This window comes from Alistipes sp. D31t1_170403_E11, from assembly GCF_015553985.1.
Taxonomy (GTDB): Bacteria; Bacteroidota; Bacteroidia; order Bacteroidales; family Rikenellaceae; genus Alistipes; species Alistipes montrealensis.
The window spans coordinates 475471-501442 of sequence record NZ_JADNHQ010000003.1 but is presented as its reverse complement, the minus strand read 5'-3'; the positions used below and the strand labels follow the sequence as shown (position 1 = coordinate 501442).

Annotated in this window: 23 protein-coding genes; 16 read left to right on the top strand and 7 right to left on the bottom strand. The window is 59.1% G+C overall.

Translation table 11 applies throughout. From position 1 onward, the window contains the following. Positions 1-70: 70 nt before the first annotated feature. From I2E69_RS08505 to I2E69_RS08495, 3 genes are all read left to right on the top strand, one after another. A complete protein-coding gene (locus I2E69_RS08505) occupies positions 71-799 on the top strand; it encodes an SIR2 family NAD-dependent protein deacylase (RefSeq protein WP_195460759.1) in 729 nt (242 codons plus the stop codon). A 656-nt stretch (positions 800-1455) separates the two neighbouring features. Further along, positions 1456-2961 (top strand): BACON domain-containing protein, encoded by a 1506-nt coding sequence (locus I2E69_RS08500; protein ID WP_195460758.1) that lies wholly within the window; start codon positions 1456-1458, stop codon positions 2959-2961. Between the two features lie 184 nt (positions 2962-3145). Then, a complete protein-coding gene (locus I2E69_RS08495) occupies positions 3146-3748 on the top strand; it encodes a trimeric intracellular cation channel family protein (RefSeq protein ID WP_394369665.1) in 603 nt (200 codons plus the stop codon). Between the two features lie 162 nt (positions 3749-3910). Here I2E69_RS08495 and meaB read toward each other — a convergent pair whose 3' ends face one another. After that, positions 3911-5035 (bottom strand): methylmalonyl Co-A mutase-associated GTPase MeaB, encoded by a 1125-nt coding sequence (meaB, locus tag I2E69_RS08490; RefSeq protein WP_195460754.1) that lies wholly within the window; start codon positions 5033-5035, stop codon positions 3911-3913. A gap of 6 nt (positions 5036-5041) precedes the next feature. Beyond that, positions 5042-5506, bottom strand: a complete 465-nt coding sequence (locus tag I2E69_RS08485) for a hypothetical protein (protein WP_195460752.1) — start codon at positions 5504-5506, stop codon at positions 5042-5044. Between the two features lie 71 nt (positions 5507-5577). Here I2E69_RS08485 and I2E69_RS08480 point away from each other — a divergent pair, with 71 nt between their 5' ends. Continuing rightward, positions 5578-6567 (top strand): glycosyltransferase family 4 protein, encoded by a 990-nt coding sequence (locus tag I2E69_RS08480; RefSeq protein ID WP_195460751.1) that lies wholly within the window; start codon positions 5578-5580, stop codon positions 6565-6567. Positions 6568-6716: 149 nt separating this feature from the next. Here the strand turns inward: I2E69_RS08480 and I2E69_RS08475 are convergent, their stop codons facing one another. Further along, positions 6717-8435, bottom strand: a complete 1719-nt coding sequence (locus I2E69_RS08475) for a hypothetical protein (protein ID WP_195460749.1) — start codon at positions 8433-8435, stop codon at positions 6717-6719. Between the two features lie 484 nt (positions 8436-8919). On the opposite strand from I2E69_RS08475, the gene mce reads away from it, so the two are divergent. The 11 genes from mce to tsf all read left to right on the top strand — a co-directional run bounded on the left by mce (position 8920) and on the right by tsf (position 18859). Continuing rightward, positions 8920-9330 carry a methylmalonyl-CoA epimerase gene (gene mce, locus I2E69_RS08470; protein WP_064976574.1) on the top strand — a complete coding sequence of 137 codons (411 nt, stop codon included), beginning with the start codon at positions 8920-8922 and terminating at the stop codon, positions 9328-9330. A gap of 6 nt (positions 9331-9336) precedes the next feature. Further along, entirely contained in the window at positions 9337-10899 is a 1563-nt protein-coding gene (locus I2E69_RS08465; RefSeq protein ID WP_195460747.1) for an acyl-CoA carboxylase subunit beta, read from the top strand. Positions 10900-10911: 12 nt separating this feature from the next. Beyond that, the gene (locus I2E69_RS08460; protein WP_195460746.1) at positions 10912-11250 is read left to right on the top strand and encodes an OadG family protein; all 339 of its coding nucleotides are present in this window, start codon (positions 10912-10914) and stop codon (positions 11248-11250) included. Between the two features lie 36 nt (positions 11251-11286). Then, positions 11287-11748: a biotin/lipoyl-containing protein gene (locus I2E69_RS08455; protein WP_195460744.1), complete on the top strand. Its 462-nt coding sequence runs from the start codon at positions 11287-11289 to the stop codon at positions 11746-11748. Positions 11749-11752: 4 nt separating this feature from the next. Next, the gene (locus tag I2E69_RS08450; RefSeq protein WP_229095428.1) at positions 11753-12964 is read left to right on the top strand and encodes a sodium ion-translocating decarboxylase subunit beta; all 1212 of its coding nucleotides are present in this window, start codon (positions 11753-11755) and stop codon (positions 12962-12964) included. A 144-nt stretch (positions 12965-13108) separates the two neighbouring features. Beyond that, positions 13109-14272: an energy transducer TonB gene (locus tag I2E69_RS08445; RefSeq protein WP_195460742.1), complete on the top strand. Its 1164-nt coding sequence runs from the start codon at positions 13109-13111 to the stop codon at positions 14270-14272. A gap of 65 nt (positions 14273-14337) precedes the next feature. Continuing rightward, the gene (locus I2E69_RS08440) at positions 14338-15861 is read left to right on the top strand and encodes a TonB family protein (RefSeq protein ID WP_195460740.1); all 1524 of its coding nucleotides are present in this window, start codon (positions 14338-14340) and stop codon (positions 15859-15861) included. Positions 15862-16048: 187 nt separating this feature from the next. Beyond that, entirely contained in the window at positions 16049-16504 is a 456-nt protein-coding gene (rplM, locus tag I2E69_RS08435; protein ID WP_195460738.1) for a 50S ribosomal protein L13, read from the top strand. Between the two features lie 5 nt (positions 16505-16509). After that, positions 16510-16896 carry a 30S ribosomal protein S9 gene (gene rpsI / locus I2E69_RS08430; RefSeq protein WP_022061029.1) on the top strand — a complete coding sequence of 129 codons (387 nt, stop codon included), beginning with the start codon at positions 16510-16512 and terminating at the stop codon, positions 16894-16896. Between the two features lie 185 nt (positions 16897-17081). Then, positions 17082-17993 carry a 30S ribosomal protein S2 gene (gene rpsB, locus I2E69_RS08425; RefSeq protein WP_195460736.1) on the top strand — a complete coding sequence of 304 codons (912 nt, stop codon included), beginning with the start codon at positions 17082-17084 and terminating at the stop codon, positions 17991-17993. Positions 17994-18028: 35 nt separating this feature from the next. After that, entirely contained in the window at positions 18029-18859 is an 831-nt protein-coding gene (gene tsf, locus I2E69_RS08420) for a translation elongation factor Ts (RefSeq protein WP_195460735.1), read from the top strand. A 147-nt stretch (positions 18860-19006) separates the two neighbouring features. On the opposite strand, the gene I2E69_RS08415 is transcribed toward tsf, so the two are convergent. Genes I2E69_RS08415 through I2E69_RS08400 form a run of 4 tightly spaced genes read right to left on the bottom strand, consistent with a single transcriptional unit; the run spans position 19007 to position 25166 of the window. After that, the gene (locus I2E69_RS08415) at positions 19007-19459 is read right to left on the bottom strand and encodes a S24/S26 family peptidase (RefSeq protein WP_195460733.1); all 453 of its coding nucleotides are present in this window, start codon (positions 19457-19459) and stop codon (positions 19007-19009) included. Continuing rightward, the gene (locus I2E69_RS08410) at positions 19456-20325 is read right to left on the bottom strand and encodes a hypothetical protein (RefSeq protein ID WP_195460731.1); all 870 of its coding nucleotides are present in this window, start codon (positions 20323-20325) and stop codon (positions 19456-19458) included. The genes I2E69_RS08415 and I2E69_RS08410 overlap by 4 nt, the downstream gene beginning before the upstream one ends. After that, on the bottom strand, positions 20326-22023 hold the full coding sequence (locus tag I2E69_RS08405) for an ABC transporter ATP-binding protein (RefSeq protein WP_195460730.1): 1698 nt from the start codon (positions 22021-22023) through the stop codon (positions 20326-20328). It abuts the gene before it with no gap. Beyond that, positions 22020-25166, bottom strand: coding sequence for a UvrD-helicase domain-containing protein (locus tag I2E69_RS08400; protein WP_195460728.1), 3147 nt, complete (start codon positions 25164-25166; stop codon positions 22020-22022). The genes I2E69_RS08405 and I2E69_RS08400 overlap by 4 nt, the downstream gene beginning before the upstream one ends. A 95-nt stretch (positions 25167-25261) precedes the next feature. Between I2E69_RS08400 and I2E69_RS08395 the strand changes: the two genes are divergently transcribed. Further along, positions 25262-25963, top strand: a complete 702-nt coding sequence (locus I2E69_RS08395; protein ID WP_195460726.1) for a head GIN domain-containing protein — start codon at positions 25262-25264, stop codon at positions 25961-25963. The last annotated feature ends 9 nt before the right edge of the window (positions 25964-25972 follow it).

Sequence of the window (25972 nt, the reverse complement as noted above, 5' to 3'; positions counted from 1 at the left end):
ACATCGTCCGAATCTTGCATGAACTATGCCATAAATTTGCTATCTTTACCCGGCGAAACTACATCTTACTATGAAAAAACTCGTTGTCTTCTCCGGCGCTGGCGTCAGCGCCGACAGCGGTTTGGCGACGTTCCGTGACTCTGACGGAACATGGGGAAATTACAGGATCGAAGAGGTTTGTATCCCCGAAGCGCTCGGTTTTAACCGCCGGGGCGTGATCCGTTTCTACAACGACCGGCGCGCCGAAATGCGCAAAGCCATGCCCAATGCGGCCCACCTGGCCATTGCCGACCTGGAACGCGATTTCGACGTACAGGTCATCACCCAAAATGTCGACAATCTCCACGAAAGGGCAGGTTCGACGCATATCCTCCACCTGCACGGAGAACTGACCAAACTGCGTTCGACGGCCGATCCGTCGCTTATTGTGCCGTTCGACGGTGTCGAACAGCGGCTCAACGACCGTGCGCCCGACGGATCGCTGCTGCGCCCGCACATCGTCTTTTTCGGCGAACCTGTTCCCGAATTCGACCGGGCCGCCGCTCTGGCTGCCGAAGCCGACATCCTGGTCGTCGTGGGCACGTCGCTGGCGGTCTATCCGGCGGCCTCGCTGGTGCGCTGCGTGCGTCCCGACATTCCGGTTTACGTGGTCGATCCCGGCCGCCCGGCGATCAAGGGGGTGCGTAATCCGCTCGAAGTGATCCGCAAACGCGCCGCCGAGGGCGTTCCCGAACTGGCCGACCGCCTGCGTGCCCGGTACGCTGTCACTGCCGAAAGCCTCCACGCCCAAGAGGCCTGACCGCACGTTCCGGTTTCGGTGTTCGCTCCCGGCTCTGCCCCGCCCGCGTTCGTTATACCGTTACACCGTGTGAAACGCTTGTTTGTATCGTCTTTGTTCCGAGGCATTTTTGCTGCCGGGGCGTCTTTTCGCATCCGTTCGGGCGGATGGTTGTCGGGCTGTCCTTTTGATATTCGGAATTTTTCATTAAATTTGTCTGCATAACCTTAAAACCTCCGCCTATCGTTTAGAAAACACATCGTCCGCATGTCCGTCCGCGACGGACTCTACATATAAGAAGCGTCAGCTTTTATTCCTGCTGTGTGAAACTTAGGAACTTTCAGATGGTAGTCGGGGATAGGGCAGATCGCTCGCGCATCACGCGTGGGCTTTACTGTTTTATTTGACTACCAGGGTATCCTAAGGCCTCACACTCAAATAAAGGGTTTAGTCCCACGTTTTTTATATGCCTGCATCGCAGGAGCGCATCCCCTTTTTTCGTTCGGGTGGCCGCAGGGACTCGGCAACCGTTATCCAAACCCAACCTTACATGAAACACCTTCTATTTCTGCTGTTGTCCCTGATGCCGATGCCGCTCCTTGCGCAGGGTATCCAGCTCACCGCTCCGGATTCAATAATTATGCTATCTTTGTACTAAACACCAAACTCCATTTACGATGAAACGAATTCTTTTCCTTCTCAGCCTGCCGCTTCTCTTCACCGCCTGCGGCGACAAGGGCGGCGATCCGCCGACACCCCCCCCCACGCCGCCGAATAAGGCTCCTGCGGTACTTCTGTCGCGTGAAAATCCCATCCGCTTCTCGGCTGCCGCGACCGAGAGTTACACCGTAACCGTCACTTCCGACCTGGCGTGGAAAGCCTCGTCGGACAAGGCGTGGTGCAAAGTCATCTCTGCCGCGGGCAAATTCACCGTCTCGGCCGATCCCAACACCACGGACCGCGAGCCCGACGCGGCCACCGTCAGTATCGAGGCCGGCGGCAAAACCTGCGCCGCGCTCACCGTAACGCAGGAGGCCGAGTTGACCGAATATCCCGCGACGATCGGGAAGTTTACCGATGCCATCTCCAAAACGTGGAGCTGTGAGGGCGGGCCCTTCGAATCGCTGACTTTCATGCCTTCGATGCGCTATGTGCTTGTTCCGCGTGCGAAGGCGCGTTCCGATGCTCCCGGAAACGAGGTGATTTCCGGCTCATATTCCGTTTCGGGCGACCTGCGGACCCTTACGCTCCGGGATCATGAATTGGCGACCATCGGTACGCTTGTCTTTTCCGACCTGGCTTCCGAGAGCGCCACGGTCGATTTTACGCCCGCCGGTAGTTCTGCAACCCGCCTGTCCCTGAAATCGTCGCCTGTGACCGATGACCGGGCTCCCAGACGCCGCCTGAAGCGTTTCCGGGCCGAGGTTCCCGATGAAGGGGTATTCGAATACAATCTTACCTGGTCACCTGCCGGGCGTTTGGCTGCCGCCGAGGGCAGTATGGGTTCTGTTGCCAAGGTGAACTATGCGCTGAGCTATCCCTCCGCCGATCGGCTCATCATTACGGCAAAGGGTGAGGTCGAAGGCGAGGTCATCGACCTTGCTGCCTTGTTCGTGCTCGACGCTCAGGGTCGTGCCGTGCGTATGCAGATGAAAAACACTTCGGGAGTCCTCGCAACGGTGACTTTCGCTTATCGTCCGGACGGACGGCTGGGTTTCTACGAGGCTGTCGACGACCGGGAGCGTTTCTTTGCCATGTGTCAGACTTTGTGGGGTGGTGGCGACCTCGTGACGGAACACGTCAAAAGCCGTTTCCCGTGGGACGAGAATGGCGACGGTAAACCCGATGCCGATTTCAACGGCGACGGGACGATCGATGGCGGCGACCGCATTCTTTTCAGTTGGAATGAGGTTCGCTACACCTATTCGCAAAAGGAGAATATTGCTGCCCTGATGCTGCCTTTCGAAGTGTATGAGGTTTATGCGTTCGACGACCTGGGCAGTGGCTTCGGCTACATCGGCTATCTGGCCGGGGTGATGGGGCCGGGCACGAAGCACCTGCTGTCGAACGCCGGACGCGATTTCCGCTATGAGTTCGACGCCGAGGGCTATCCGACGAAGGTTTCGGTCGTCGACGGTTCCGACAGCTTCGACTGCACGCTGGAGTTCGCCTGGCCCGAATAACCCGGTTTCGGTTTTGTAACGTCGCACCGCTGCGTTGTTCATGGATATTTCCGTGACGATGCGGCGGTGCGATTTTTCCCGGTAATCGTTGCCGTATTCCGTGCGGCGTGTTTTCTCTTTTGCAGATTTGTCCTATCTTTGCAGTCCCAATTCAGACGGGGACTCCCGGCTGTAACAAATTCGGATTATGACCTTTTTCTCTGTTATCGAAATTGTGGGTACGCTGGCCTTCGCCATCAGCGGCATCCGGCTGGCTGCGGCGAAACGCTTCGACTGGTTCGGGGCCTATGTCGTGGGAATCACTACGGCGATAGGGGGCGGTACGATGCGCGACATCATGCTGGACCTGACGCCGTTCTGGATGCTGAACGGCGATTACCTGGTCGTTACGGCCTTCGCCCTGGCGATCGTTATCGGCCTGCGCAAATACCTCGTCCGCCTCGACAATACGTTTTATATCTTCGACGCCGTCGGCCTGGGCCTGTTTACTGTCGTGGGGATCGAGAAGACCCTCGCCGCAGGATTTCCGATGTGGGTGGCCGTCGTTATGGGTACGATCACGGGCGCTGCCGGAGGTGTCCTGCGCGACATCCTCATCAACGAGGAACCGCTGATCTTCCGCAAGGAAATCTACGCCCTGGCCTGTGTTTTCGGCGGCGTGGTTTTCTGGGGATGCCAACTGCTGGGGCTTTCGGGCGCCGCGCTCCAAATTGCCGCCGCCGTAAGCGTCATTGCGGTCCGGATCGTCGCCGTGGTTTTCAAACTCCGCCTTCCGGTACTGAAATAACCGTCCTGTCGGCGTAAAACGCCGGGTTTTAGATTGCGGGAGGACGGTCGGTATGCTGATTGTCCGGTCGCGCGTGCCCTGTTTTCCGTCGGTTCCGGACTCCCGTCATAGAAAACCCCGCCGTTCCCTTTCGGGCGGCGGGGTTCTTCGTTTTTAGGGCCGTTATTCGAGTGTCCGGGTATCCTTGAAATAGATGTCCAGCAACTCCTTGGCGGCGATGAACGACGAGATTTTGTCTTCCAGCACGCGCTTTTCATACTCCCCGATATGGGCCTCTACGGCCGGGTCGCGGTAGAAACTGTTGCGCAGCACCTCGTTGATCGATTCGTACATCCAATATTTGTTCTGGCGGTTGCGGTTGTGCTGGAAATAGCCGTTCTTCTGGATATGGTCGAGATATTCCTCCACTCCCTTCCAAACCTCCTCCAAACCTGTTTTGGCCACCGCCGACGAGGTGTATACCTTGGGCCGCCAGCCCGATTCGGGCATGGGGAAGAGCCTCAGTGCGCCCTGAAACTGCGTCTGCGCCAGTTCAGCCTTGTGGATGTTCTCGCCGTCGGCCTTGGTGATGACCATCAGGTCGGCCATCTCCATAATGCCGCGCTTGATGCCTTGCAGCTCGTCGCCTGCGCCGGAAATCTGTAACAGCATGAAGAGGTCGACCATCGAATGCACGGCTGTTTCCGACTGCCCGACGCCGACCGTCTCGATGAATACCACGTCGAATCCGGCGGCCTCGCACAGTACGATCGTCTCGCGCGTCTTGCGGGCTACGCCGCCCAGCGATCCTGCCGAGGGCGAGGGCCGCACGAAGACGGAGGGGTTGTTGCAGATGCTCTCCATGCGGGTTTTGTCGCCGAGGATCGATCCGCCGCTGCGCTCCGACGAGGGGTCGATGGCCAGCACGGCCAGTTTGTGCCGCAATGAAACGACCATGTTGCCGATGGCTTCGATAAAGGTCGACTTGCCGGCTCCCGGGACGCCCGTGATGCCGATGCGAACCGATTTTCCGGCGTGGGGCAGGCAGGCTTCGATGATCTCCTGCGCCTGCGCGTAATGCTCGGGATTGTTCGATTCGACGAGCGTGATGGCCTGCGAGAGGATGGTGATATTGCCCGCGAGTATGCCTGCGACATACTCTCCGGTAGAGAGCGCCTGCTTCTTGCGACGCTTGAAGTAAGGGTTTATTATTGGTTGATCTTCAACGCCCTGTGTGACGTTGAGGGCTGTGTCGTGGTGCGTGTCTGCGTACTCTTTTTCGTAGTGGTCTATCTTGGTGAATGACATGGTATGTTACCGGGTTGATTGTTCGATCAGTTTTTCATTGATTTGTAGTGAGTTTCCCATCCACAGGGCACGGTTTTTGGCGTCGGTCAGCACGCCGAACGGCAGGTAGGTCACGCCGAATGCCGTGAAACCCTTTTCGGCGTTGAGGACCACCGTGAGCCGCTCCGAAAGGTAGGGGCGCAGCAGCGGGGCGATTTTCGCGGCATCTTCCTTGGTTACGACGATTACGCGTAGTTTGGTCCCTAATTTGCCCGTGAGTTCCTTCAGGCGTTCGAGCGAGGTTTTGCATGCGGGGTTCGTCGAATGGTAGAACTCGATGTAAGTCATCGGGGCCGGGATCGGCTGGCGGTCGTCGAGCCATGCCTGGGCTTTGAGTTCGGGGACGCGTTCGCCGAGGGCGATGTTCTGGGCCGTGACGCCTGCGGATGCGAAACCCGCGGCCAACAGCCATATAAGCAGCACTTTCTTCATAAGAGAGCCTCGTTTTATTCGATAAAGATAACAATTATTTGCCATATGGACCAATTTTTTAGGATCAAGTTATGAAAATAGGACTCGACACGGCTCCCGCCACACCCCGCGGGACCTACTCCCAACACCTTGCCAAAGTGTTGGCTCATTATGCTCCGGAACATGAATATGTCGTTGATGGAAAGTCATATAAACAGGTTGACCTCTACCATGGCTTTAAGCCGTCGCTGCCGCTTGCCGTCCGCCTGCGGCGCGTGCCTTCGGTGATGACGGTCCCGAACCTCAATTTCCTGCGTTACCCTCAGCTTTATACGCTTTCCGAGCGGCTCTTCGCTCTTACGCTCTATCGCCGTGCGCTGCGGCGGGCCAGCCGGGTTATCACGGTCAGCACTCCGGCCCGCGAAGAGTTGTCGGAACGCCTCAGCATCGACCCGTCGAAAATCGAAGTCATGATGCCGCTGGCGGCTCCCGTGCCGCGTGAGAATCCATCTCAAGCGGAACTTGAACATACCAGGCGTAAGTATGGTTTGCCAGAGCGGTTTATATTGATGTTAGGAACTGTCGAACCGCGCCACAACCACGAGGCGGTTTTCGATGCCCTGCTCGCTATGGAGTCCACCGCCGGGGTGGTCGTCTGCGGCCGCCGTACGGCCTACTCCGATTTTTTGTTGGACTATGCCCGCGAACGTCATATCGCGACCCGGGTGGATTTTATCTACGAACTGACCCCGGCGGACCTTCCGGCGCTGTTCCGCCTCGCGCGAATCTTTGTTTACCTGCCCGACGCCGATGCCGAAGCGTCGATCGTTCCCGTGGTCGAGGCCCTGCGCGCGGGGCTGCCGATGGTGCTGAGCGACACGCAGATCAACCGTGAAGCGGCCGGAAACGCCGCGGCCTATGTGCGTCCCGAAGTGCCGGGCGAGGTTCTTGCGGCGCTTGAAAATGCCCTGGAAGACGAGTCGTGGCGCCGCACGATGCGCGACCGGGAACGCCGCCGTGCGGAACTCTTTTCCGAATACGCCGTCGCCGAACGGCTCATGCAGATTTACACGTCGCTGTAACCCGCCGGTTTCAGGATGCGAACGGTTTGGCGCAACGCTTTCCGTCCGGTTCTGCGCCCGCCCCTCTTTGAGCCCCTTTCTCGATCGGCAAAACGACGGACGGTCCTTTTCGAAGGGCCGTCCGTCTGCATTTTCGGGGGGGGGCGGGATCAGTCGGTGTGCCCGTCGGGACACGGCTGGGTCACGTCCTGCCCCGGGTAGCCGTAGCCGATAGCCCTTACGGGGTTCTGCTGCGTGCCTTTTTCGGTGATCGTCAGCCCCGTGAACGTCGAACAGCTGTAAACCGTGCCGTTGTTGCTCCCGACCAGCGCTCCGGCATTAACGGTATATTGTCCAGTCGCCACGATGCTGCTCGCGCTGTTGTGGCAGGTATGCATCGCGGACGAAGATTTGTACATATAGCCCACGATGCCCCCGACACGGGTAGAATTACCCGCATTCACCAGGATGTTTCCGTTTTGTTGGGTGCATCCGGTGATGATTGTGCCGCTGTAATACCCCGCAATGCCGCCTGCATAGATCGTGTTCGCCTGCGCGTTTGTCGCCGTCAGCGCTCCCGTATGGGTGCATCCGGTGATTGTGCCCTCGCAATACCCCGCGATGCCGCCCAAACGAACCGTAGCTGTTTGGGTGCCGCTGTAAGCTACATCGCCGGCGAGCGTCAGGTTCGAGATACTGCCGCCGCTACAATACCCGAAAAGCCCGAGACTTGTTCCGTCCTTGTCCGAAAACTGGAACGTGCCGCCGACGGTGTGGTTCCCTCCGTCGAAATTCCCGCCGAAAAAGGATTCACCCGTTCCGATGGGCAGCCACGGCTCCGCCTCGGAGGTTTGGATGCCGGAGATGTCCCCTGTCAGCAGGAAGTATTTGCCTTTATAAGTTTCTCCGGTTCTTACGGTCCGTGCCAGAGCCCGCAGGTTCGTTTCGGTTGTGATTCGGTAAGGATCGTTCTGGGCGCCCGTTCCGCCTTCGTAGATTTTGCGTGCGGTCCATTTCGCGGTCCCGAGTGTCAGGGGATAACACTTTCCGGCTTCGAGCTTTGCGCCCTTGACCGTGGCGGTGTAGACGCTCGTTCCGACGATCAGGTCGATTTCGAGCTCCTTTCCCGTCAGTTCGGTCCCGGGATTGACGGAGAGATAGACGGATTGTTCCGTGTTGCCGGTAAACGGCGAACTGCCTGACTGGATGATTTTGTTGGCTACCGAACTGCTTTTGCGTACCGCCTCCCCGGAAGTGATGTCGTAAGAACCGTAGTAGAAGATTTCAGAGCCGTCCTCCGAACCGATCCTCAGCCGGGAGAGGACACCCGAGGCCCCTTCGGGCAGGGTGACGTTGAGTTTGAGCACGGCGAAGAGGGGCTTGAATTTCAACTGTCGGGTTTCGGCGTCGTAGGCGGCGTACAGCGGGTAGATCTCGGGCAGGCCAGATGCCGAGGTTCTATAAGCGCCGATGCCGATGCCTATGCTCGCCGGATTGAAGAAAGAAGATAAGGTTCCCGCGTAGGCGGCATAGGCAGGCATTCCCTCATATCCCGCGGGAGCTGTAAACGAAGCGGTTTTACCGTCGGTCGAGATGCTTTGGGCGGTAAATTTGTAGAGTGTTCCGGCCGATGTGGTACCTGTTTCGGCACTGTTGACGACATAAATCTTGTCGTTCCGTTGCCATTTGAGTTCGATTTTGTTAGCACCGTCGTCCGATGCCGAGACGCGGGTTTCGGGTGCATCGTCCATCGTGGCGGTGATGGTGAAGGGGGTGGTGGAGCCGGAGGTGTCCGGAGTTCCGGGTTCGGCCGTGTCGTCTTTCGAGCAGGCGAGCACTGCAAGGGCCGCGAGAGCCGCGGCGCAGCGGAGGATGGGTTTCGTATTCATGGCCGTCGGAGTTATTGGTTTGCCGATTCCCACGAATCGTCGTAGGTGATGTCCTCGAGAAGGCGGGCGGATTCGGCGAATCCTTTTTCGACGGCGATGTCGAAAGCGGTGATTTCAGGGGTCAGGTACTCGGACCCCCCCCCGTGTTCGGAGTGATTTTCATTTGCATAAGTGCTTGGTTTTAGTGATGCCTATGAACAAAGTTATGAAAAAAAGACGAAACCGCAAAATTTTTCCGGGCCTACCTGTTCCGTCCGGACCTGCGGGATGGAATTCCCGGCTTTCGAATCGTAACTTTCCCGGAGCCGGTCGGACCCCGAATCGTCCTTTCCGACACATCCTGCGAATTTCGAAGCCAAAGTATTGCCAAAAAAAGTCCGTTGAATTTTGGCGATTCTGAAAGATTCGCCTATCTTTGTGTTCGCAAAATAACAACGAGCGAAAATACACATAAATATTCACTAACTTAAATTTAATTTTTGCTATGAAAGTTTCTCATATCGAGCATCTTGGCATTGCCGTGAAGAGTCTCGACGAGGCAATTCCCTATTGGGAAAACGTATTGGGCCTGAAGTGCTACGCCATCGAAGAGGTTGCCGACCAAAAGGTCCGCACGGCGTTCTTCATGCTGGGTCAGACCAAGATCGAATTGCTGGAGCCCACTTCGGAGGAGTCGACGATCGCCAAGTACATCGAAAACCGCGGAGTCGGTATTCATCACATGGCGCTGGCCTGTGAGAACATCGAGGAGCAGCTTGCCGACGCGGAGGCCAAAGGCATCCGCCTGATCGACAAGACCCCGCGCAAGGGCGCCGAGGGTATGACCATCGCCTTCCTGCACCCGAAATCGACCCAGGGCATCCTGACGGAGCTTTGCGAAAACAAAAACAAATAAGAGATTATGAGCCAGATTCAGGATAAGATCAACAAACTGATCGAGAACCGCGAGACGGCCCGCATGGGCGGCGGTCAGAAAGCGATCGACAAACAGCACGAAAAGGGCAAATATACCGCCCGTGAACGCATCCAGATGCTCCTCGACGAGGGTTCGTTCGAGGAGTTCGATATGTTTGTGACCCACCGCTGCTACGACTTCGGCATGGAGAAGAAGCACACCTTCGGCGACGGAGTGGTGACGGGTTACGGTACGATTGACGGACGTTTGGTGTATGTTTTCGCACAGGATTTCACCGTGACGGCCGGTTCGCTGTCGCTGTCGATGTCCGACAAAATCTGTAAGGTGATGGACATGGCGCTGCGCAACGGCGCGCCCTGCATCGGCATGAACGACTCGGGCGGCGCCCGTATCCAGGAGGGCGTCAACGCCCTGGCCGGCTATGCCAACATCTTCCAGCGCAACGTGATGTCGTCGGGCGTCATCCCGCAGATTTCGGCTATCTTCGGCCCCTGCGCCGGCGGTGCGGTTTATTCGCCCGCGCTGACCGACTTCATCATCATGAAGAAGGAGACTTCGAACATGTTCCTCACCGGCCCGAAGGTCGTGAAGACCGTGACGGGCGAGGACGTGACGCAGGAGCAGTTGGGCGGCGCCGCGATGCACACCACCAAGTCGGGCGTGGCGCAGTTTGCCGTCGACACCGAGGAGGAGGGCATCGAACTGATCAAGAAGCTGATCTCCTACATGCCGCAGAACAACATGGAGGATGCTCCGCTGGCCGTCTGCACGGATAAGATCACCCGTCTGGAGGATTCGCTCAACGACATCATTCCCGACAGCGCCAACAAGCCTTACGACATGGCCGAGGTCATCAAAGCCATCGTCGACAACGGCGAGTTCCTCGAATCGGCTGCGGGTTATGCCAAGAACATCATCACCTGCTTCGCCCGTTTTAACGGACAGTCGGTGGGCATCATCGCCAACCAGCCCAAGTTCATGGCCGGTGTGCTGGACATCAACGCCAGCCGCAAGGCCGCGCGTTTCATCCGTTTCTGCGACGCCTTCAACATCGCGATCGTCACCCTCGTGGACGTTCCGGGCTTCCTGCCGGGTACGACCCAGGAGTACGGCGGCGTGATCACCCACGGCGCGAAGCTGCTGTTCGCTTACTGCGAGGCTACGGTTCCCAAGGTTACCGTGACGCTGCGGAAGGCATACGGAGGCGCTTACATCGTGATGTCTTCGAAGCACATCCGCGGCGACATCAACTACGCATGGCCGACGGCCGAGATCGCCGTGATGGGCGCCAGCGGCGCTGTCGAGGTGCTCTACGGCAAGGAGGTGGCCGCTATTGCCGACCCGGCCGAGAAGGCGCAGTTCGTGGCTGACAAGGAGAAGGAGTATAACGACAAGTTCTCGAATCCCTACAACGCTGCCCGTTACGGTTATATCGACGACGTGATCGAGCCGCGCAATACGCGTTTCCGTGTGATTCGCGCCCTGCAGTCGCTGGCGACGAAGCGTTTGCAGAACCCCGCGAAGAAACATTCGAATATTCCCCTCTAACAGCCTGAGAAGATGATAATACTGACTGTAACGAACTGGGGATGGTCCGAGATACTCTGGGTATCGCTGATCGGTTTCAGCCTGGTAGTTTTCCTGCTTGTGGCGCTGATCTTCATCATGAAGGGTTTCGGCGCCTGCTTCAAGGTTCGTCCTGCGAGCGGCAAGAAGGTCGACGCCCAGCCGATGATCAGCGACGAGGAGATCGCCGCCATCGCCACGGCGCTCAAAATCTACAAGGGAGCGCTGCACGATCGGGAGTCCGAGGTGCTGACCATTCTCAACATCAAGCGGGCCTATTCGCCCTGGAATTCGAAAATTCACGGTTTAACCCAGCTTCCCGACCGGAAATAGAACTTTTCGTAGGAGCATGACAACCCAAAAAAGAACATGAAAGATTACTCACTGAAAATCAACGGACATAATTACAACGTCCAGATCGACAACGTAAACGAGACCTCGACGGTTGCGCACGTCGTGGTCAACGGCGTGGATTACGAGGTCGAGATCGAGGGCGCCAAGTCTTCTTCGGCCTCCAAACCGCAGGTCGCCCCGGCTCCCAAGTCGGCAAACAGCGCCATGATCACCCCTTCGACGGCTACTCCTTCGCCGCGTATCGCTCCCGCTGCCCCCTCGTCGGGTTACAGCGTGAAATGCCCGCTGCCGGGTACGATCCTGAGCGTGAAGGTCGCTGCCGGCGATACCATCACGGCAGGCCAGACGCTCGTAGTGCTCGAAGCCATGAAGATGGAGAACAACATCGACGCGGACCGCGGTGGTGTTGTGAAGCAGGTCCTCGTACAGCAGGGCGCTACGGTAATGGAAGGCGACGTTTTAATCGTAATCGAATAGGCTTATGTGGAGTGTATTGACTTCCGGCTCCAACTTCGTGCTGGAGAGTCTTGAGACATTTGTCGAATCGACCGGCGTGGCGGGCCTTTTTGCCAATATGGGGTGGGGCAGCCTGGTTATGATCTGTGTGGCCTTTTTCCTGTTGTACCTGGCCATCAAGCATAAATTCGAACCGCTGTTGCTGCTGACCATCGCGTTCGGCATGCTGTTGACGAACCTCCCGGGAGCTAACTTGTTTCACACCGAGCTTTTCGCCGGCGGACATGTCCACTGGGGCAATTTCGTGGCCAGCGCCGGACTGCTGGACTACCTCTACCTGGGTGTAAAACTCGGTATTTACCCCTGCCTTATCTTCGTGGGTGTGGGAGCCATGACCGACTTCGGTCCGCTGATCGCCAATCCCAAGAGCTTTCTGCTGGGCGCTGCCGCCCAGATCGGTATCTTTTTGACGTTCATCGGCGCTTATGCGCTCGGGTTCACGCCCGATCAGGCGGCTTCGATCGGTATCATCGGCGGCGCCGACGGTCCTACGTCGATCTACCTCACCGCAATCCTGGCGCCCGAACTGCTCGGCCCGATTGCCGTGGCCGCATACTCTTACATGGCTCTCGTGCCGGTGATCCAGCCGCCTATCATGCGTCTGCTCACTTCGGAGAAGGAGCGTAAGATCAAGATGCGCCAGCTGCGTCCGGTGTCGAAGACCGAGAAGATCCTCTTTCCGCTGATCATCACCGTGATTATCGCGCTGCTGCTGCCGTCGGCTGCTCCCCTCGTCGGCTGCCTCATGCTGGGTAACCTGATGAAGGAGTGCGGCGTGGTGGACCGTCTGTCGAAGACGGTACAGAACGAGCTGATGAACATCGTCGTTATCTTCCTGGGCCTTACGGTGGGTGCGACGGCTACGGCCGAGGCGTTCCTCAATTCGCGGACGCTGTTCATCCTCGTGCTGGGTGTCATTGCCTTCGCGATGGGTACTGCCGGCGGCGTGCTGCTGGCCAAACTGATGAACGCTTTGAGCAAAGAGGGTAACAAGATCAACCCGCTGATCGGTTCGGCCGGTGTTTCGGCTGTTCCGATGGCCGCCCGCGTGTCGCAGACCGAGGGCCAGAAGGCCGATCCTTCGAACTTCCTGCTGATGCACGCCATGGGTCCCAACGTGGCCGGTGTGGTAGGTTCGGCGGTTGCCGCAGGTATCCTGCTTTCGTTCCTCGGATAAGAGATCGATTCCGGGCCGCAGGGCCCGTGCCTGATAAGAAGGGGTTCCGGTTTGCCGGAACCTCTTTTTTTGCGCTCCGTTCATTGCATATGTAGCTTTTTTTGCTATATTTACGAAACCGAACTCTTCAAATACCCGATTGCCATGAAACGCTTGATTACATGGACCGTGTGCCTCGTGTTGCTGCATGCCGCCGCCTTTGCGGACGGACCGGCGAAAGTTGACGGCCAATCTGTGCCTGAGATGCCTAAGTTCGGGGGAGGAGGCCCCGTCACCTTTAAACGCTGGGTGCTGCGGAACCTCGACCTTTCGGGCAGTCTTTTCAGCGAAGGCGATGAAATTCGCGGCGAAGTGTCGTTCGTGGTGGCTAAAAACGGAAAGCTCAGGGAACTCGACGTGTCGAAACTCGGGGTATCGGCGTTGGCGCGGCGTGTCGAAAAAGCCATTGCCGCGTCGCCTGCATGGGCGCCTGCCATGCAGGGCGGGAAGCCGCAGGCGCAGGCTGTGAAGGTGCTTTTCGACCTGCGGCTGGTGCGCGACGCTTCCGGGGCACTCTGCGCCCGGGATATTGCCGCTTACAGGCAGGCCGACAAGTCGCCGGCTTTCCGGGGCGGCGGTCCCAGGGAGTTTCAGGCGTGGATGGTCCACCTGGCCGACAGCTTGACAGGCACTTCTGTGGAGGAGTTGCAGTACCGGGTGTCGCTCCGCTTCGTGGTCGAATGCGACGGTACGATGTCGGACCTCGATTTGCAGGCGCGGCGCGGCAAGGGCTATTCGACGAAAAAGGTGCGGCAACGCCACTATGCGGTTCCGGTCTGGACCCCTGCCGTGATCGACGGTGAGCCGGTTCGCTTCCGGAGTTCCATATCGCTCGATTTCAGTCCCGAATCCGAAAAGGCCGAAGCCGCCGATTCGAGCGGACTTCCTACGCCTTACCTGGTTGCCGAGAAGATGCCCGAGTTCCAGGGCGGCGACCTGAATACGTTCCGTAGTTGGGTTATGTGGAACGTCAAATATCCTTCGGAACTTTACCGGGAGGGCGTTGGGGGCCGTGTTGTGGTTACCTTCGTCATCGAGCGCGACGGGGCGCTTTCGTCGGTCAAGGTGATGCGTTCGTCGCATCCGCTGTTTACGGACGCGGTCGTGCAGGTCTTGGAACAATCGCCGTTGTGGGAGCCCGGTATACAGAAAGACCGGGCGGTCCGGGTGAAATACACGCTGCCGGTCGATTTCCGGATTCCGCCGGGGACGCAGGCTTCCGGAGCCGGAAATTTCGGCCGGAGTCCGGGCGCCTCCCGCTCGTATTGACGCAATATCCGGCGTGGGCTTGTTTCCGGATACCTTTTGAAGTCGGTCCTACATTAGCATTGTGAATGATGAATAGTTCCTGTCTGATTCGTTTTGCCCTGGTTGCGGGAGTGTTTTGCGCACTCCTTCCCGGGCGCGCCTCGTCCTTGGGACATGCGGCGCCGGACGATCCTCCGGCTGCCGATTCCGTGGCCGTGGTGACTTTGGATTCCCTTTCGGGCGATGCGCCTTTCCTGCTTGCCGATCCGATGCCCGCTTTCAACGGGGGCGATATTACGGCGTTCTGCCATTGGGTGCAGGAGCGGCTGGTCTATCCCGACGAGGCGATCGAAAGTTGTATCCGCGGTCGTGTGGTGATCGCGTTCGTTGTCGAACGCGACGGCACGGTGGGCGAGGTGACCACGCTGGCGTCGCCCGATCGTGTGCTTTCCGAGGCTGCCATGCGCGTCGTGCGGCAGTCGCCTGTCTGGACTCCCGGCATGCGTGACGGGGAGCCCGTACGGGTTCAGTTCACCATTCCGATTGATTTCAACGTACATGCGGAAGCCGAGCAGCAGGTGATGCCGACATTTCAGGGCGGCGACCGGATAGCGTTCAAACGCTGGGTGCTCCGCAATCTCGAATTGCAGGACGACGTCTTCTATCCCGGGGATGAAGGCTGGGTCGATGCTGAATTCTGCGTCAATAAGAAAGGCCGGGTCCGGAAGGTCGACACGCCGGGGTTCAGCGATGTGGATTTCGCCAACCGGATTCGCCGGGCGATCTCGTCGTCGCCCGACTGGACGCCCGCCGAAAAGCCTTATGACGTTTATTTTAAGATGCGTTTCAACCTGTTGCTGCATCGCACGCCCGAAGGGCTTCGTTCCGAAGATTATACGGCTTACAAGCAGGTCGACAAGCTGCCGCTGTTCCATGGACGTGGGAGTTTCGAGGATTTCAGCGATTGGGTCTATAAGCAGGTGGACAGTTTGCTGGGGCCTTCGGTTTCTGCACCTCCGGCCCGGATTGTCGTGCGCTTCGTCGTCGAACGCGACGGTACGGTTACCGGTATCAGAGTAGCCCACTCCATGAAGCACACGGCTTTTTCGAAGCTGGTGCGACGGGCTGTCGATAACATCCCGCTGTGGTCCCCGGCCCAACTGGCCGGTGAAAAAGTCCGTTTCCAAGTCACGCAGATTCTCGATTTCCGGGAGGCGGAAAAGCGGCCGGCCAAAGACTCCACAGCGGTTTTCGATGTGGAGCCCAAGTTCCGCGGCGGCGGCCTGATGGAGTTCCGCCGCTGGGTGATGGAGACGGTCCGTTACCCGTCCGAGGCCCTGAAAACCGGTATCCAGGGCCGTGTCCTGGTGTCGTTCATCGTCGGCGCGGATGGTTCGGTCGGGGCGGTGGAGATTCTCCAATCGCCGTCGCAGCTTCTCTCCCGGGAGGTCGAAAATGCGCTCCGGACCGCTCCCGAATGGACCCCGGGTCGCAGGGACGGCGAGGCCGTACCTGTGAAATTCACGCTTCCCGTCGATTTCCGGATCGAGAAGGGCAAGCCGTGGCCCGTTCCCGGCGCCTCGTTCGGCAGCAGGACCCTCCGGCCGTGAATCGAGTCCCGCCCACAGCGCTTCCGGACACCGCAACTCCCTTGAACACGGGGCCGTTGCGGTTTTTTTTCGTGGTTTTCGATTTTGATTTTCAATTGTTTTTGCAGATCGAAAACTTTTTCGTACCTTTGCGCACCCGCAATGTGCGGGGAACGGATTACAATAAGTTAAATTAAACGTAAAAACAGTGGATTCATTAAGCTACAAGACTATCTCGGTGAATGCAGCGACCGCTACCAAGGAATGGGTGGTGATCGACGCTACGAACGAGGTATTGGGACGTCTTGCATCGCAGATCGCGAAGATCCTCCGAGGCAAGAACAAGCCCAGCTACACACCCCACGTCGATTGCGGTGACTATGTTATCGTCATCAACGCGGAGAAGGTGAAGCTCACGGGCAACAAAATGACCGACAAGGTCTACACGCGTCACACCGGATACCCCGGAGGCCAGCGTTTCGCTACGCCTGCCGATTATCTGGCAAAGAAACCGACGTTTATCATCGAGAAGGCCGTCAAGGGCATGCTGCCCAAGAACCGCCTGGGCGATAAACTGCTCACGAACCTGAAGGTGTATGCCGGCGAGGAGCATCCCCACGTCGCACAGAACCCGAAGACTATTAAATTAAACGAGATTAAGTAAGAGTTATGGAAGTTGTAAACACCGTAGGTCGTCGTAAGGCCGCTGTGGCTCGCGTATACGTGAAGCCGGGCAAGGGTCAGATTACAATCAACCGCAAAGCGCTTGAAGTTTACTTCCCGCTCGAAATTCTTCAGTATCAGGTGAAGCAGCCCCTGCTGGCTACCAACACCGCTGAGAATTACGACATCGTCATCAACCTCGATGGCGGTGGTATCACGGGACAGGCTTCGGCCGCTCGTCTGGGTATCGCACGCGCATTGTGCGAAATCGACGCTGAGATGCGTCCGGTACTGAAGAAAGCCGGATTCCTCACGCGCGATTCCCGCGAGGTTGAGCGTAAGAAGCCCGGTCAGCCCGGAGCACGCCGCAAGTTCCAGTTCAGCAAGCGTTAATACGCACGACCGGAATTTCGGCAACGCACGGCGTCGGTTTACAAACCAAGCGGACTACCTATATATTATATATCGCGTATTACCGCCCGGTTGCCACGCCGCGGAAAACTTCCCGGGACCGGCCAGGCCGCTACCCGGAGGGTTGAAGAAAAGAGAATTAAAATTAATCAACGAATTGAATTAAAATGTCACGTACAGATTTTAATACATTACTGGAAGCCGGTGCGCACTTCGGTCACCTGAAGCGCAAATGGAACCCTAAAATGGCTCCTTACATCTTCATGGAGAAGAACGGCATCCACATCATCGACCTGCACAAGACCGTGCTGAAGATCGATGAGGCTGCAGCAGCCATCAAGCAGATCGCCAAGAGCGGTCGCCGTGTGCTGTTCGTAGCCACCAAGAAACAAGCCAAGGACATTGTTGCCGAAAAGGTGGCATCCGTCGGTATGCCTTACGTCACCGAGCGTTGGGCAGGCGGTATGCTGACAAACTTCCCCACTATACGTAAAGCCGTCAAGAAAATGTCTACCATCGACAAGATGGCGACCGACGGCACGTTCGATAATTTCTCCAAGCGCGAGAAACTCCAGATCTCCCGCCAGCGTGCGAAGCTGGAGAAGAACCTCGGCTCGATTGCCGACCTGACGCGTCTTCCGGCTGCCCTGTTTGTCGTGGACGTTCAGAAGGAGTCCAACGCCGTGAAAGAGGCCAAACGTCTCAGCATCCCCGTATTTGCAATGGTAGACACTTGTTGTGATCCGACCGACATTGATTACGTTATCCCTGCAAATGACGATGCTACCAAGTCGATCGCCGTGGTTCTCGATGCCATGTGCGCCGCTATCGCGGAAGGAACCGAGGAGCGCAAACTCGAGAAGGAGAAGGAAGCACAGGAGGCAGACGCCGAAGGTGCAGCCGTTAAGAAGGAGGGCAAGCCCCGCATCAAGAAAGCCGTGAAGGCTTCGGTAGATGCCGAGGAGGCTGCCGTGGCAGAGGTTGTAGCCGCTGTCGAGACTCCGTTTGAGGAGCCTGCTGCCGAGGTAGCCGAAGTTGCCGAAGCTGTTGCCGAGGCAGCCGTGGAAAAGGCAGAATAATTGTATTTACGAACCTTAAGAGAAAGGACAAAATTATGGAAATCAAAGCTGCTGATGTAATGAAGCTCCGCAAGATGACCGGTGCTGGTATGATGGACTGCAAGAATGCCCTCATCGAGGCCGAAGGTGATTTCGCACGTGCTCAGGACATTATCCGCGAGAAGGGTAAGCTCATCGTCGCCAAGCGCGCCGACCGCACCGCTACCGAGGGTGTTGTCGTAACGAAGATCGTAGGCCAGAAGGCTTACATCCTCTGCCTGGCTTGCGAGACCGACTTCGTAGCCCAGAATGCCGAGTATACCGCTTCGGCCGAGGCTATGCTGGAGGTTGCCGTGAAGAACGATGCTGCCGACTTCGACACGCTGATGGCTTCGAAGAACGCCGAAGGCCGTACCGTCGAAGAGATGGTGACCGAGAAATCGGGCCAGACGGGCGAGAAGATCGAACTGGCCTACTATGGCCGTATCGAGGCTCCTTACTGCGCTGCTTACGTGCACTTCAACAAGAAGCTCGGTACGATCCTGGGCTTCAACAAGGAGATTCCCGCCGAGGTTGCCCACACCGTAACCATGCAGGCTACGGCTATGGCTCCCGTTTCGATCTCGGAGGCCGACTGCCCCGCAGAGGTCGTTGAGCACGAGCGTAAGATCGCCATGGAGGCCATGAAGCAGGATCCCAAGAACGCCAACAAGCCCGACGCAATCCTCGAGAAGATCGCCGAAGGTAAGATGCGCAAGTTCTTCGAGGAGAACACGCTGCTGGCCCAGCCGGTGGTAGGCGAGAAGGAGACGATCGCCGAGTACATCCACAAGGCTGACAAAGAGGCTACGGTTATCGCTTACAAGCGTTTCGCTCTGGGCGAATAGTTTTCGATTTTAAGCGGATATTTCCGCACATCCCTCGAAATCCCCGGCTGGAAAGTACTCAGGTACTACCATCCGGGGATTTTTTCGCGAAGCACGCAACCCTCCGGGCTGTCTTCAAAAAAAACAGGACTGCAAAGTCCTGCTTTTTTATTTGAAGCCTGTGTGCCAGAGCACGCGCAGCAACTGCCGCCGCAGCCACGGCGGAATCGAGAGCCAGAGGCGCGACCGGAGCCGCCAGCCGGGTGAATCGAAACTAACGGTGCGCCCCGAGGCACGAATGGCCCGTGTAGCGACGCCGACGACATCGCGCGTCGTGCATTGTTCCGTGATGCGGTAGTTTCCGTCGCCGGCGAGTGTGAGGCGGTCCCCGTCGCGGCGGACGATGCGGTGGAGGATATGGCGGCCGTAAGTGCGGAACAGTACGATGTCGCCCGGTTGGAGACGCGCAGGGTCGGTGCAGGGGCTCAGTACGACCTGGTCGCGCTCGCTGCGCAGTAGGGGGCGCATGCTGTGGCCTTTCATGCGGATCTGGACTTCGCGGCCTTCGGCGAGCATCGCTTCGACCTGCTCGAAAAAGAGCTGGTTGGGGAGCAGTATCATAGTGGCTGCCGGTTGAAAACCGTGTCGCAGGAGAGCTGTGCTGCTGCGGCGTCGGGCAGACACTCCAAGTGGTAGACCGGAACCTGTGCAATCAGCCGGGAGAGCAGGCCACAGGTGTCGTCCGAGAGCCGTTCGTCCCGGGCGAAAGCCGGGGGTGCGGAGGGCAGCAGGGCTCCGATGGCTTCGATCGGCCGAAGGCGGCGGATGTGGTTGTGCGGGGCCTGCGAAAGCCGTACGACGGCGGTGATCGGACAGCTTTCGTTGCGGTAGCAAGGGGTTTTGCCGCTCCACGGCGAGCCGAAGACGATGGCTTCGCGCTCCGTGGCCCGGATGATCGGGCTGTCGTCGTTGAGCAGTTCAGCGCCCGGAATATGTTCCCGCCACAGCCGTGTGTGGGTGCTTTTGCCTGTTCCCGATTCGCCGAGGAATAGCACGCCTTTGCCGCGGTAACGGATTACCGAGGAGTGGAAGGCCACGGCCCCGTGGGGCAGTGCCGCGATGTTGAAGAGGGTCCAGGCCCCGAACCGGAACAGCGCGGGGTTGTGCTCCGGGGTGATGTCGCTCTGGGCCGTCGTTGCGCCGTAGGCCATGCGGAAGCGGGCCGGAGCGCTTCCGTCGCGGGGCGTCATTTCGAGCAGGTAGCCGTCGGCGTCGGCTCCGAAACGACAGTCGGCGTCTGCGTCGGTAAACTCGAAGCTGTGAAGCTCGCGGTAATCGGGCAGGGGCGTGACCTCCGTTCCGGCGTCGAGCGTCAGGTCGGGCGTGCCGGGACATGCCGATGCGAAGGGTTGCAGCGCACGGCCGAAATGGCGGTTTATGAGTGTGCCGGGCAGGCTGAGGCGTAAGCCTGCGATTGTGTATTCCATTTATTCTCCAAGTGTTATGATTCGGTCACAATATTCGAGCGAGGTTTCTCGATGGGCGATCACCAGCAGGGTCAGGCCCGGATTTCGCGCTGCGATTGCAGCGATCGAGCGGTTGATCTCCCCTTCGGTGCGATTGTCGAGCGCCGAAGTCGCTTCGTCGAAAAAGAGCACGTCGGCCCGGCGGTAAAGGGCACGGGCGATGCCGATCCGCTGGCGTTGTCCGCCCGAGAGGCGGCTGCCGCATTCGCCGACGGGCGTGTCGATGCCCCGGGGCAAGGCGGCGACGAACTCGCCCAACTGGGCGGCTTCGAGGGCCTCGACGACCCGTTTTCGGTCGATTTCGGCGGCGGGAACGCCCGGCGCGACGTTGGCCGCGAACGTTCCGTCGGTGAGGAACAGGTGCTGCGAAACGTAGCCGATGCGGTTTTGCCACGCCCGGCGGTTGGCTGCCGTTAGGGGCGTGCCGTCGACGGTGATTTCACCTGACGTGGGTTCGTAAAGCCCCAGCAGGAGGTTGAAAAGGGTGGTCTTGCCCGCTCCCGAGGTTCCGCGGATGCCGATGCGTTCGCCTTTGCGGATCGTGAGCGAAAGGCCGTGGAACAGTTCCCGTCCTTCTTCGGTGAAGCGGAACGAGAGGTTACGGACGGCGATTTCGCGTTCGAAGGGCAGCGTTTCGGTCGTCGGAGAGTCGGGCTGTGCGGAAGCCGGTTCGTGCAGGGCCGCTTCGCGCAGGATGGGGACGGTGTAGCGGTTGTAGCGGATGGTGGCCCAGCCCGACATGATGCCGCGCACGGAGGGCATCAGCCGCAGGGCCGCCACAGCGAAGACGCCGAATAACAACTGCGACTGTCCGCCGCCGAAGCTGAGGGCTGCCAGCAGGGCCATGCCTATGGCAAGCCCGATTTCGGTGAACAGCTGGGGCAACTGGCCGATGTCGGCTTCGTGCGAACGGGTGCGTACCACTTCGTCCATCGTGCGGTCGAAGGCGCGGAGCATCCCGGGAAAGGCGTTGCTCAGCTCGATGTCGGCAAAACCCCGGAAGGTCTCGGCCACGAGCCGCGCCTTTTCGCGCTGGGCGCGGTTTTCCAACTCGCCGTAGCGGTTGATCCGGTTGCGGACCAGTGCATAGTAGAGCCATACGGCAGGCAGGAAGATCACCACGGCCAGCAGCGCTGCGAGTGGTGTATAGAAGGCCAGCGAGGCGAAAAGCAGGATGAGGAGCATCGCCTCGGCGATTATGGCGGCGGCGGGACGCAGGACCCCGGCGGCGAATGCCAGGCAGACGACGTTGACGTTGCGTGCCAGCACCGAGGAGTTAGAGTTGTTGATGAAGGCCAGTCCGCGGTCGTGGTAGGCGATGTAGAGGCGGCGCGAAAGGGTGCGGTAGAGGTCGTAAATATAGCGGCGCTCGGCGCGTGCGAGCAGGAAATTGATGCCGCATTTCACGATGATGAACCCTACGACGGCTCCGCAGACCGCTAATGCGAACGCCTGCGGTGAATCGGCGCCCGACCAGGCGTAGACGCGCGCCAACGCCCCGTCGCCCTCGAATCCTGCGGGATCGAGCACCAGCGTCAGCACCGGGAGCAGGGCGGCAAGCCCCGCCAGGTTGAGCACGGCGCGCAGCACGAGGGTAGCGGCTATGCCGAGGCCCCGGCGGCGGAATGCCGCGGGAAGGCTTTCGAGGATGCTTCTCATGGCTCTATTTTTTCGATCTTACCCAGTTTTACATACCATAAATAACCCTCGGCCGGGGCGTAACCCATCTCTCCGAGCAGGTGGAGGTATTCGCGCATCTGCCGGCGGTAGCGTTCGGCGTCGTGGTCGCCGAATTTGTAATCGACGACGACGGCCCGCTGTCCGTCGATCATCACGCGGTCGGGCCGCCGCGTCGATGAACTGCCGGGAATGATGATTTCGTTTTCGTTGCGTACGCGCTGCCAGTCTCCGCCGAACCATTCGCGGACTTCGGGCTGTGCGAGCGCCCGGGCGATCATCTGCCGCAGGGTTTCGGCCTCAGTCCCGGACAGCGTGCCGTCGGCCTGCATGCCTGCTACGGCTTGGTCGATCTGCGCCTCGTCGTCGGCCTGCTCGAAGGCTTTGTGCATCAGGATGCCGAGGTTGCGGGGCGAGAGTTCCACCTCGCCGCCGTCCTCGAAATAACGCTGTGAGGGGAGCCGCAGCCGCAGGTCGGCCTGTGCCGTGGGGTAGTCCTCCAGGATGACGTGTTCCGCTTCGGAGCGTTTCGCACCGCCTGCGACGGGCCCTGCGAACTCCCCGAAAGCGAAGTGTTCGCCCGCCTCGTCGGCAGTGTAACGGCCTTCGGTGTCGCCCAGCAGGGCTTTGTCGCCGTCGGTGCGGATGCTTTGCAGCAGCAGTCCTCCGACCGTGCGGCCTCCCTTCTGCGGGATGAAGACGTGGAGCGATTCGGCGGCGCGTGTGAGGGCCACGTACAGCAGGTTGATGTTGTCGACGTGGGCGTAGACCAGTTCGCGGAAATACTCCGCCGAGAACCCCGATTCGGCCATCGCCTTCTTGTATCTTACCGGGAAGCGGCCGATCTCTTCCGCTTGGTCGCCCCGGGCCTCGGCCCAGACGATATTCTGCACCGTGCCGCTCGATTTGGGGTCCGGCGACCACGAGCAGTAGGGGATGAGGACGGCCCGTTTTTCGAGCCCCTTGGCTTTGTGAATGGTGGTGATCTCGACCGTAGTGGCGCTTTCGTCGACGCTCAGCGAGCGGTTTTTTCCCGTCTCTTCCCACCAGCGCAGGAAAAGTGCTATGTCGGCGATCTTCGTCGCGCAGAAGGCGATGATCTGCTCGTGGATGGCCTGCAGGTAGGCCGTCTGCCGGCGGTCGCCCTGCAGGGTGTGCTGCATGACGATCCGTTCGAACGCCTCTTCGGGCGAGAGAAGCCGGATCGAGCGGAAGAAGTCGCGTTCGCCGTCGGTGAGCGTGCGGTCGAACGGATGGCCGAGGTAGTGGTTGTAGACGGCGCGTGAAAGCGAATCGTCGGGGTTGAGCGCCAGCCGCAGGGCGGCGGCGATGAATGAACTTACGGGGGCGTTGCCGACGATCAGGGCCTCCTGCGTCATCACGTCGAAGCGGTAGCGCGGCTCTTCGTTGCGGCGTTTGAAGTCGAGCAGTTCGGCGGCGACCTTTGCGCCGTCGGTGGCCCCGCGTACGAGGATCATGATGTCGCACGGGCGAAACCCCTTGTCGATCAGCGTGCATATGCGCTCCACGACGGGCGGTTGTTCGGCGAAGGTCTCGACCGAGACATAGCCCGGGTGTTCGGCTTTGCGGCGGGGTATCTGGGCATGTTCGCGGTAGGCGTCGGCAAGGGTGTCGCGCAGCGCTGCGGCCTCTGCGGGGTCTATGGCCCCCTCGTCGGCCGCTTTCGAAAGGGTTTCGTTGAGCGCGAGGTTGTCCGCGGCGACGATATGCGAGATGATGCGGTTGTTGAAATCGACCACGGCGGGAAGGCTCCGGTAGTTCTCCCGGAGTACCTCGACTTCGGTGTCGTCCTTACCCAGTGCCTGCTGGGCCTTGTCGTGGAGGATTTTCCAGTCGCCGCCGCGCCAGCGGTAGATTGACTGCTTGATGTCGCCCACGATCAGCACCGAGGTCTCCTCCGACTGCGCCATGGCGTTTTGCAGCAGGGGCAGGAAGTTCTCCCACTCCTTGGCCGAAGTATCCTGGAACTCGTCGATCATGAAACGTTCGAAGCGGTTGCCGACCTTTTCGTAGATGAACGGCGCGTCGTTGTGGCCGATGAACTCCGAAAGGACGTATTTGGTCTCCGAAAGGAGCATCATGTTCTGTTCGTCGCACAGTTGTTGCACCCGGGCGTAGAGGTCCGACAAGAGGGCGAAACTGCGGTAGTTCTCGCGCAGCAGGTCGCAGGTGTTCCAGCTTTTGACGTTGGCGTCGTAGGTGTCGCACATCTCGCGCAGCAGGGGTTGCAGTTCGGGGGCCAGCGCCTGCGCGGGCGATCCTTTGGCGCCCCAGCCCTCGGTCGTGGCCGCCATTTTGGCCGCCGTGGCGCCGTAGGGCTTCAGTTCGCCTGCGGCGACCGTAAAGAAGTAGTTGGCAAAACTGCGGCTTTTGCCCGAAAAATCGGCTGCCGTAAGCCCGGCCCGGGAGATGATCCCGACGGCTCGGGCGGCGGTCTGCTGCATCTGCGTTTTGGTCGCTTCGGCGTTCGCCGTCGCCCGTGAGACGATCTTCGCCAACTCTTCGCGCGACCGCGAGCGGCTCAGGGCATCCTTGTTTTTCTCCTTGAACAACTCGCCTGCGAGCGAGAGAATGCCGTCGCGGATATCCCATTTGCGGCCTTCGTCGATGCGCTCCTGTACGAAATCCGTGAGCCAGCGCTGTAGGTCGCGGTCGATGGTGATCTGCTCGATGAGCGTGTCGGCGCCTTTCGACAGCACCGAAGAGGTCTCGATCTCCACGTTGTAATTGAGGTCGATGCCCAGTTCCTTGATGAAGGCCCGGAGGATGCGCTGGAAAAAAGTGTCGATGGTCAGTACCGTGAAACGCGAATAGTCGTGCAGTATTTTCGAACGCACCTCGGCGGCACGCTTGCGCACGGAGCGTTCGTCGAGCGACAACTCGCAGCAGAGGTTTTCCAGATAAGGGCTTGCGGCGCCGGACGCCAGGGCGTGAATCTCCTTGAGGATGCGCGATTTCATCTCCTCGGTAGCCTTGTTGGTGAAGGTTACGGCGAGGATATGGCGGTAGAGACCGGGCTGGCCGATCACGTCGCGGACGTATTTGTAGGCCAACTGGTAGGTCTTTCCCGACCCGGCGCTCGCATTCAGAATCTTCGCTCTCACTGTCCGAAATGTCTTTTTAAAGGGTAAAAATACAAAACAAATCCCGAACTTCGCAATAATTTTGTAATTTAGCGGAGGTAAAACAAGACCTTGTTATGAAGAAAATGATTCTGACGGCCGTGATGCTGGCCGCCGCAGTGCTCTGCCGGGCGCAGCAGCCCGCCGAAGCCGGGGAACGCCGCGAATGGCTCACCTCGTTCAACGCCGTCGAAGTATCGGCGCCGCTCGACGTTAAATTCGTGCAGGTTCCCGATACCGAAGCCCCCAAAATCGTCTACGACACCAAAGGCTCCTATACGACCAAATTCCGCGCCGAGGTGAAGGATAAAGTGCTGCGTATCTCGGAACGCTCCGATGCCCGCAGGCCCGAGCGGACCGCAGTGACGGTCTACTACAATTCGCTGGAGCGGATCGCCGTCGCCGATGCTGTTGCGACGTTCGAGGGAACGCTCACGGCGACGCTGCTCGACATGACCGTCGGCGGCATGGCGCAGGTGACGGCAGCGATGGATGTCAAGGACCTCAAGATGGAACTCACGGGCAAAAGTTCGGCGAAGCTGACAGGCGCCGTGCGCTACCTTTCGCTGTTTGTCTCGACCGGGAAACTCGACGCCGCAGGGCTGGAGGTGATGGCTGCCGAGGTCAACGTTACCAGTTCAGGCTCCGCTTCGCTGTGGGTGACCGACCGTTTCCAGGGCAAGACCTCGACCGGGGGCAAGATCACTTACAAGGGTGTCCCGCCGATCGTTCGCAGCGGATCGAAGTTCATGGGCGGGGACATAACCCGTGCGGAATAAGGTTTCCGG

Excerpts from the sequence above, each read along its gene's own strand:
- I2E69_RS08485 (WP_195460752.1), bottom strand. The coding sequence starts at position 5,506 with ATGAAGAAAGTGCTGCTTATATGGCTGTTGGCCGCGGGTTTCGCATCC.
- I2E69_RS08500 (WP_195460758.1), top strand. The coding sequence starts at position 1,456 with ATGAAACGAATTCTTTTCCTTCTCAGCCTGCCGCTTCTCTTCACCGCC.
- mce (WP_064976574.1), top strand. The coding sequence starts at position 8,920 with ATGAAAGTTTCTCATATCGAGCATCTTGGCATTGCCGTGAAGAGTCTC.
- I2E69_RS08465 (WP_195460747.1), top strand. The coding sequence starts at position 9,337 with ATGAGCCAGATTCAGGATAAGATCAACAAACTGATCGAGAACCGCGAG.
- I2E69_RS08410 (WP_195460731.1), bottom strand. The coding sequence starts at position 20,325 with ATGGAATACACAATCGCAGGCTTACGCCTCAGCCTGCCCGGCACACTC.
- I2E69_RS08460 (WP_195460746.1), top strand. The coding sequence starts at position 10,912 with ATGATAATACTGACTGTAACGAACTGGGGATGGTCCGAGATACTCTGG.
- I2E69_RS08455 (WP_195460744.1), top strand. The coding sequence starts at position 11,287 with ATGAAAGATTACTCACTGAAAATCAACGGACATAATTACAACGTCCAG.
- rpsB (WP_195460736.1), top strand. The coding sequence starts at position 17,082 with ATGTCACGTACAGATTTTAATACATTACTGGAAGCCGGTGCGCACTTC.
- I2E69_RS08445 (WP_195460742.1), top strand. The coding sequence starts at position 13,109 with ATGAAACGCTTGATTACATGGACCGTGTGCCTCGTGTTGCTGCATGCC.
- I2E69_RS08405 (WP_195460730.1), bottom strand. The coding sequence starts at position 22,023 with ATGAGAAGCATCCTCGAAAGCCTTCCCGCGGCATTCCGCCGCCGGGGC.
- I2E69_RS08440 (WP_195460740.1), top strand. The coding sequence starts at position 14,338 with ATGATGAATAGTTCCTGTCTGATTCGTTTTGCCCTGGTTGCGGGAGTG.
- I2E69_RS08395 (WP_195460726.1), top strand. The coding sequence starts at position 25,262 with ATGAAGAAAATGATTCTGACGGCCGTGATGCTGGCCGCCGCAGTGCTC.
- rpsI (WP_022061029.1), top strand. The coding sequence starts at position 16,510 with ATGGAAGTTGTAAACACCGTAGGTCGTCGTAAGGCCGCTGTGGCTCGC.
- I2E69_RS08505 (WP_195460759.1), top strand. The coding sequence starts at position 71 with ATGAAAAAACTCGTTGTCTTCTCCGGCGCTGGCGTCAGCGCCGACAGC.
- tsf (WP_195460735.1), top strand. The coding sequence starts at position 18,029 with ATGGAAATCAAAGCTGCTGATGTAATGAAGCTCCGCAAGATGACCGGT.
- I2E69_RS08480 (WP_195460751.1), top strand. The coding sequence starts at position 5,578 with ATGAAAATAGGACTCGACACGGCTCCCGCCACACCCCGCGGGACCTAC.
- meaB (WP_195460754.1), bottom strand. The coding sequence starts at position 5,035 with ATGTCATTCACCAAGATAGACCACTACGAAAAAGAGTACGCAGACACG.
- I2E69_RS08475 (WP_195460749.1), bottom strand. The coding sequence starts at position 8,435 with ATGAATACGAAACCCATCCTCCGCTGCGCCGCGGCTCTCGCGGCCCTT.
- I2E69_RS08450 (WP_229095428.1), top strand. The coding sequence starts at position 11,753 with ATGTGGAGTGTATTGACTTCCGGCTCCAACTTCGTGCTGGAGAGTCTT.
- I2E69_RS08415 (WP_195460733.1), bottom strand. The coding sequence starts at position 19,459 with ATGATACTGCTCCCCAACCAGCTCTTTTTCGAGCAGGTCGAAGCGATG.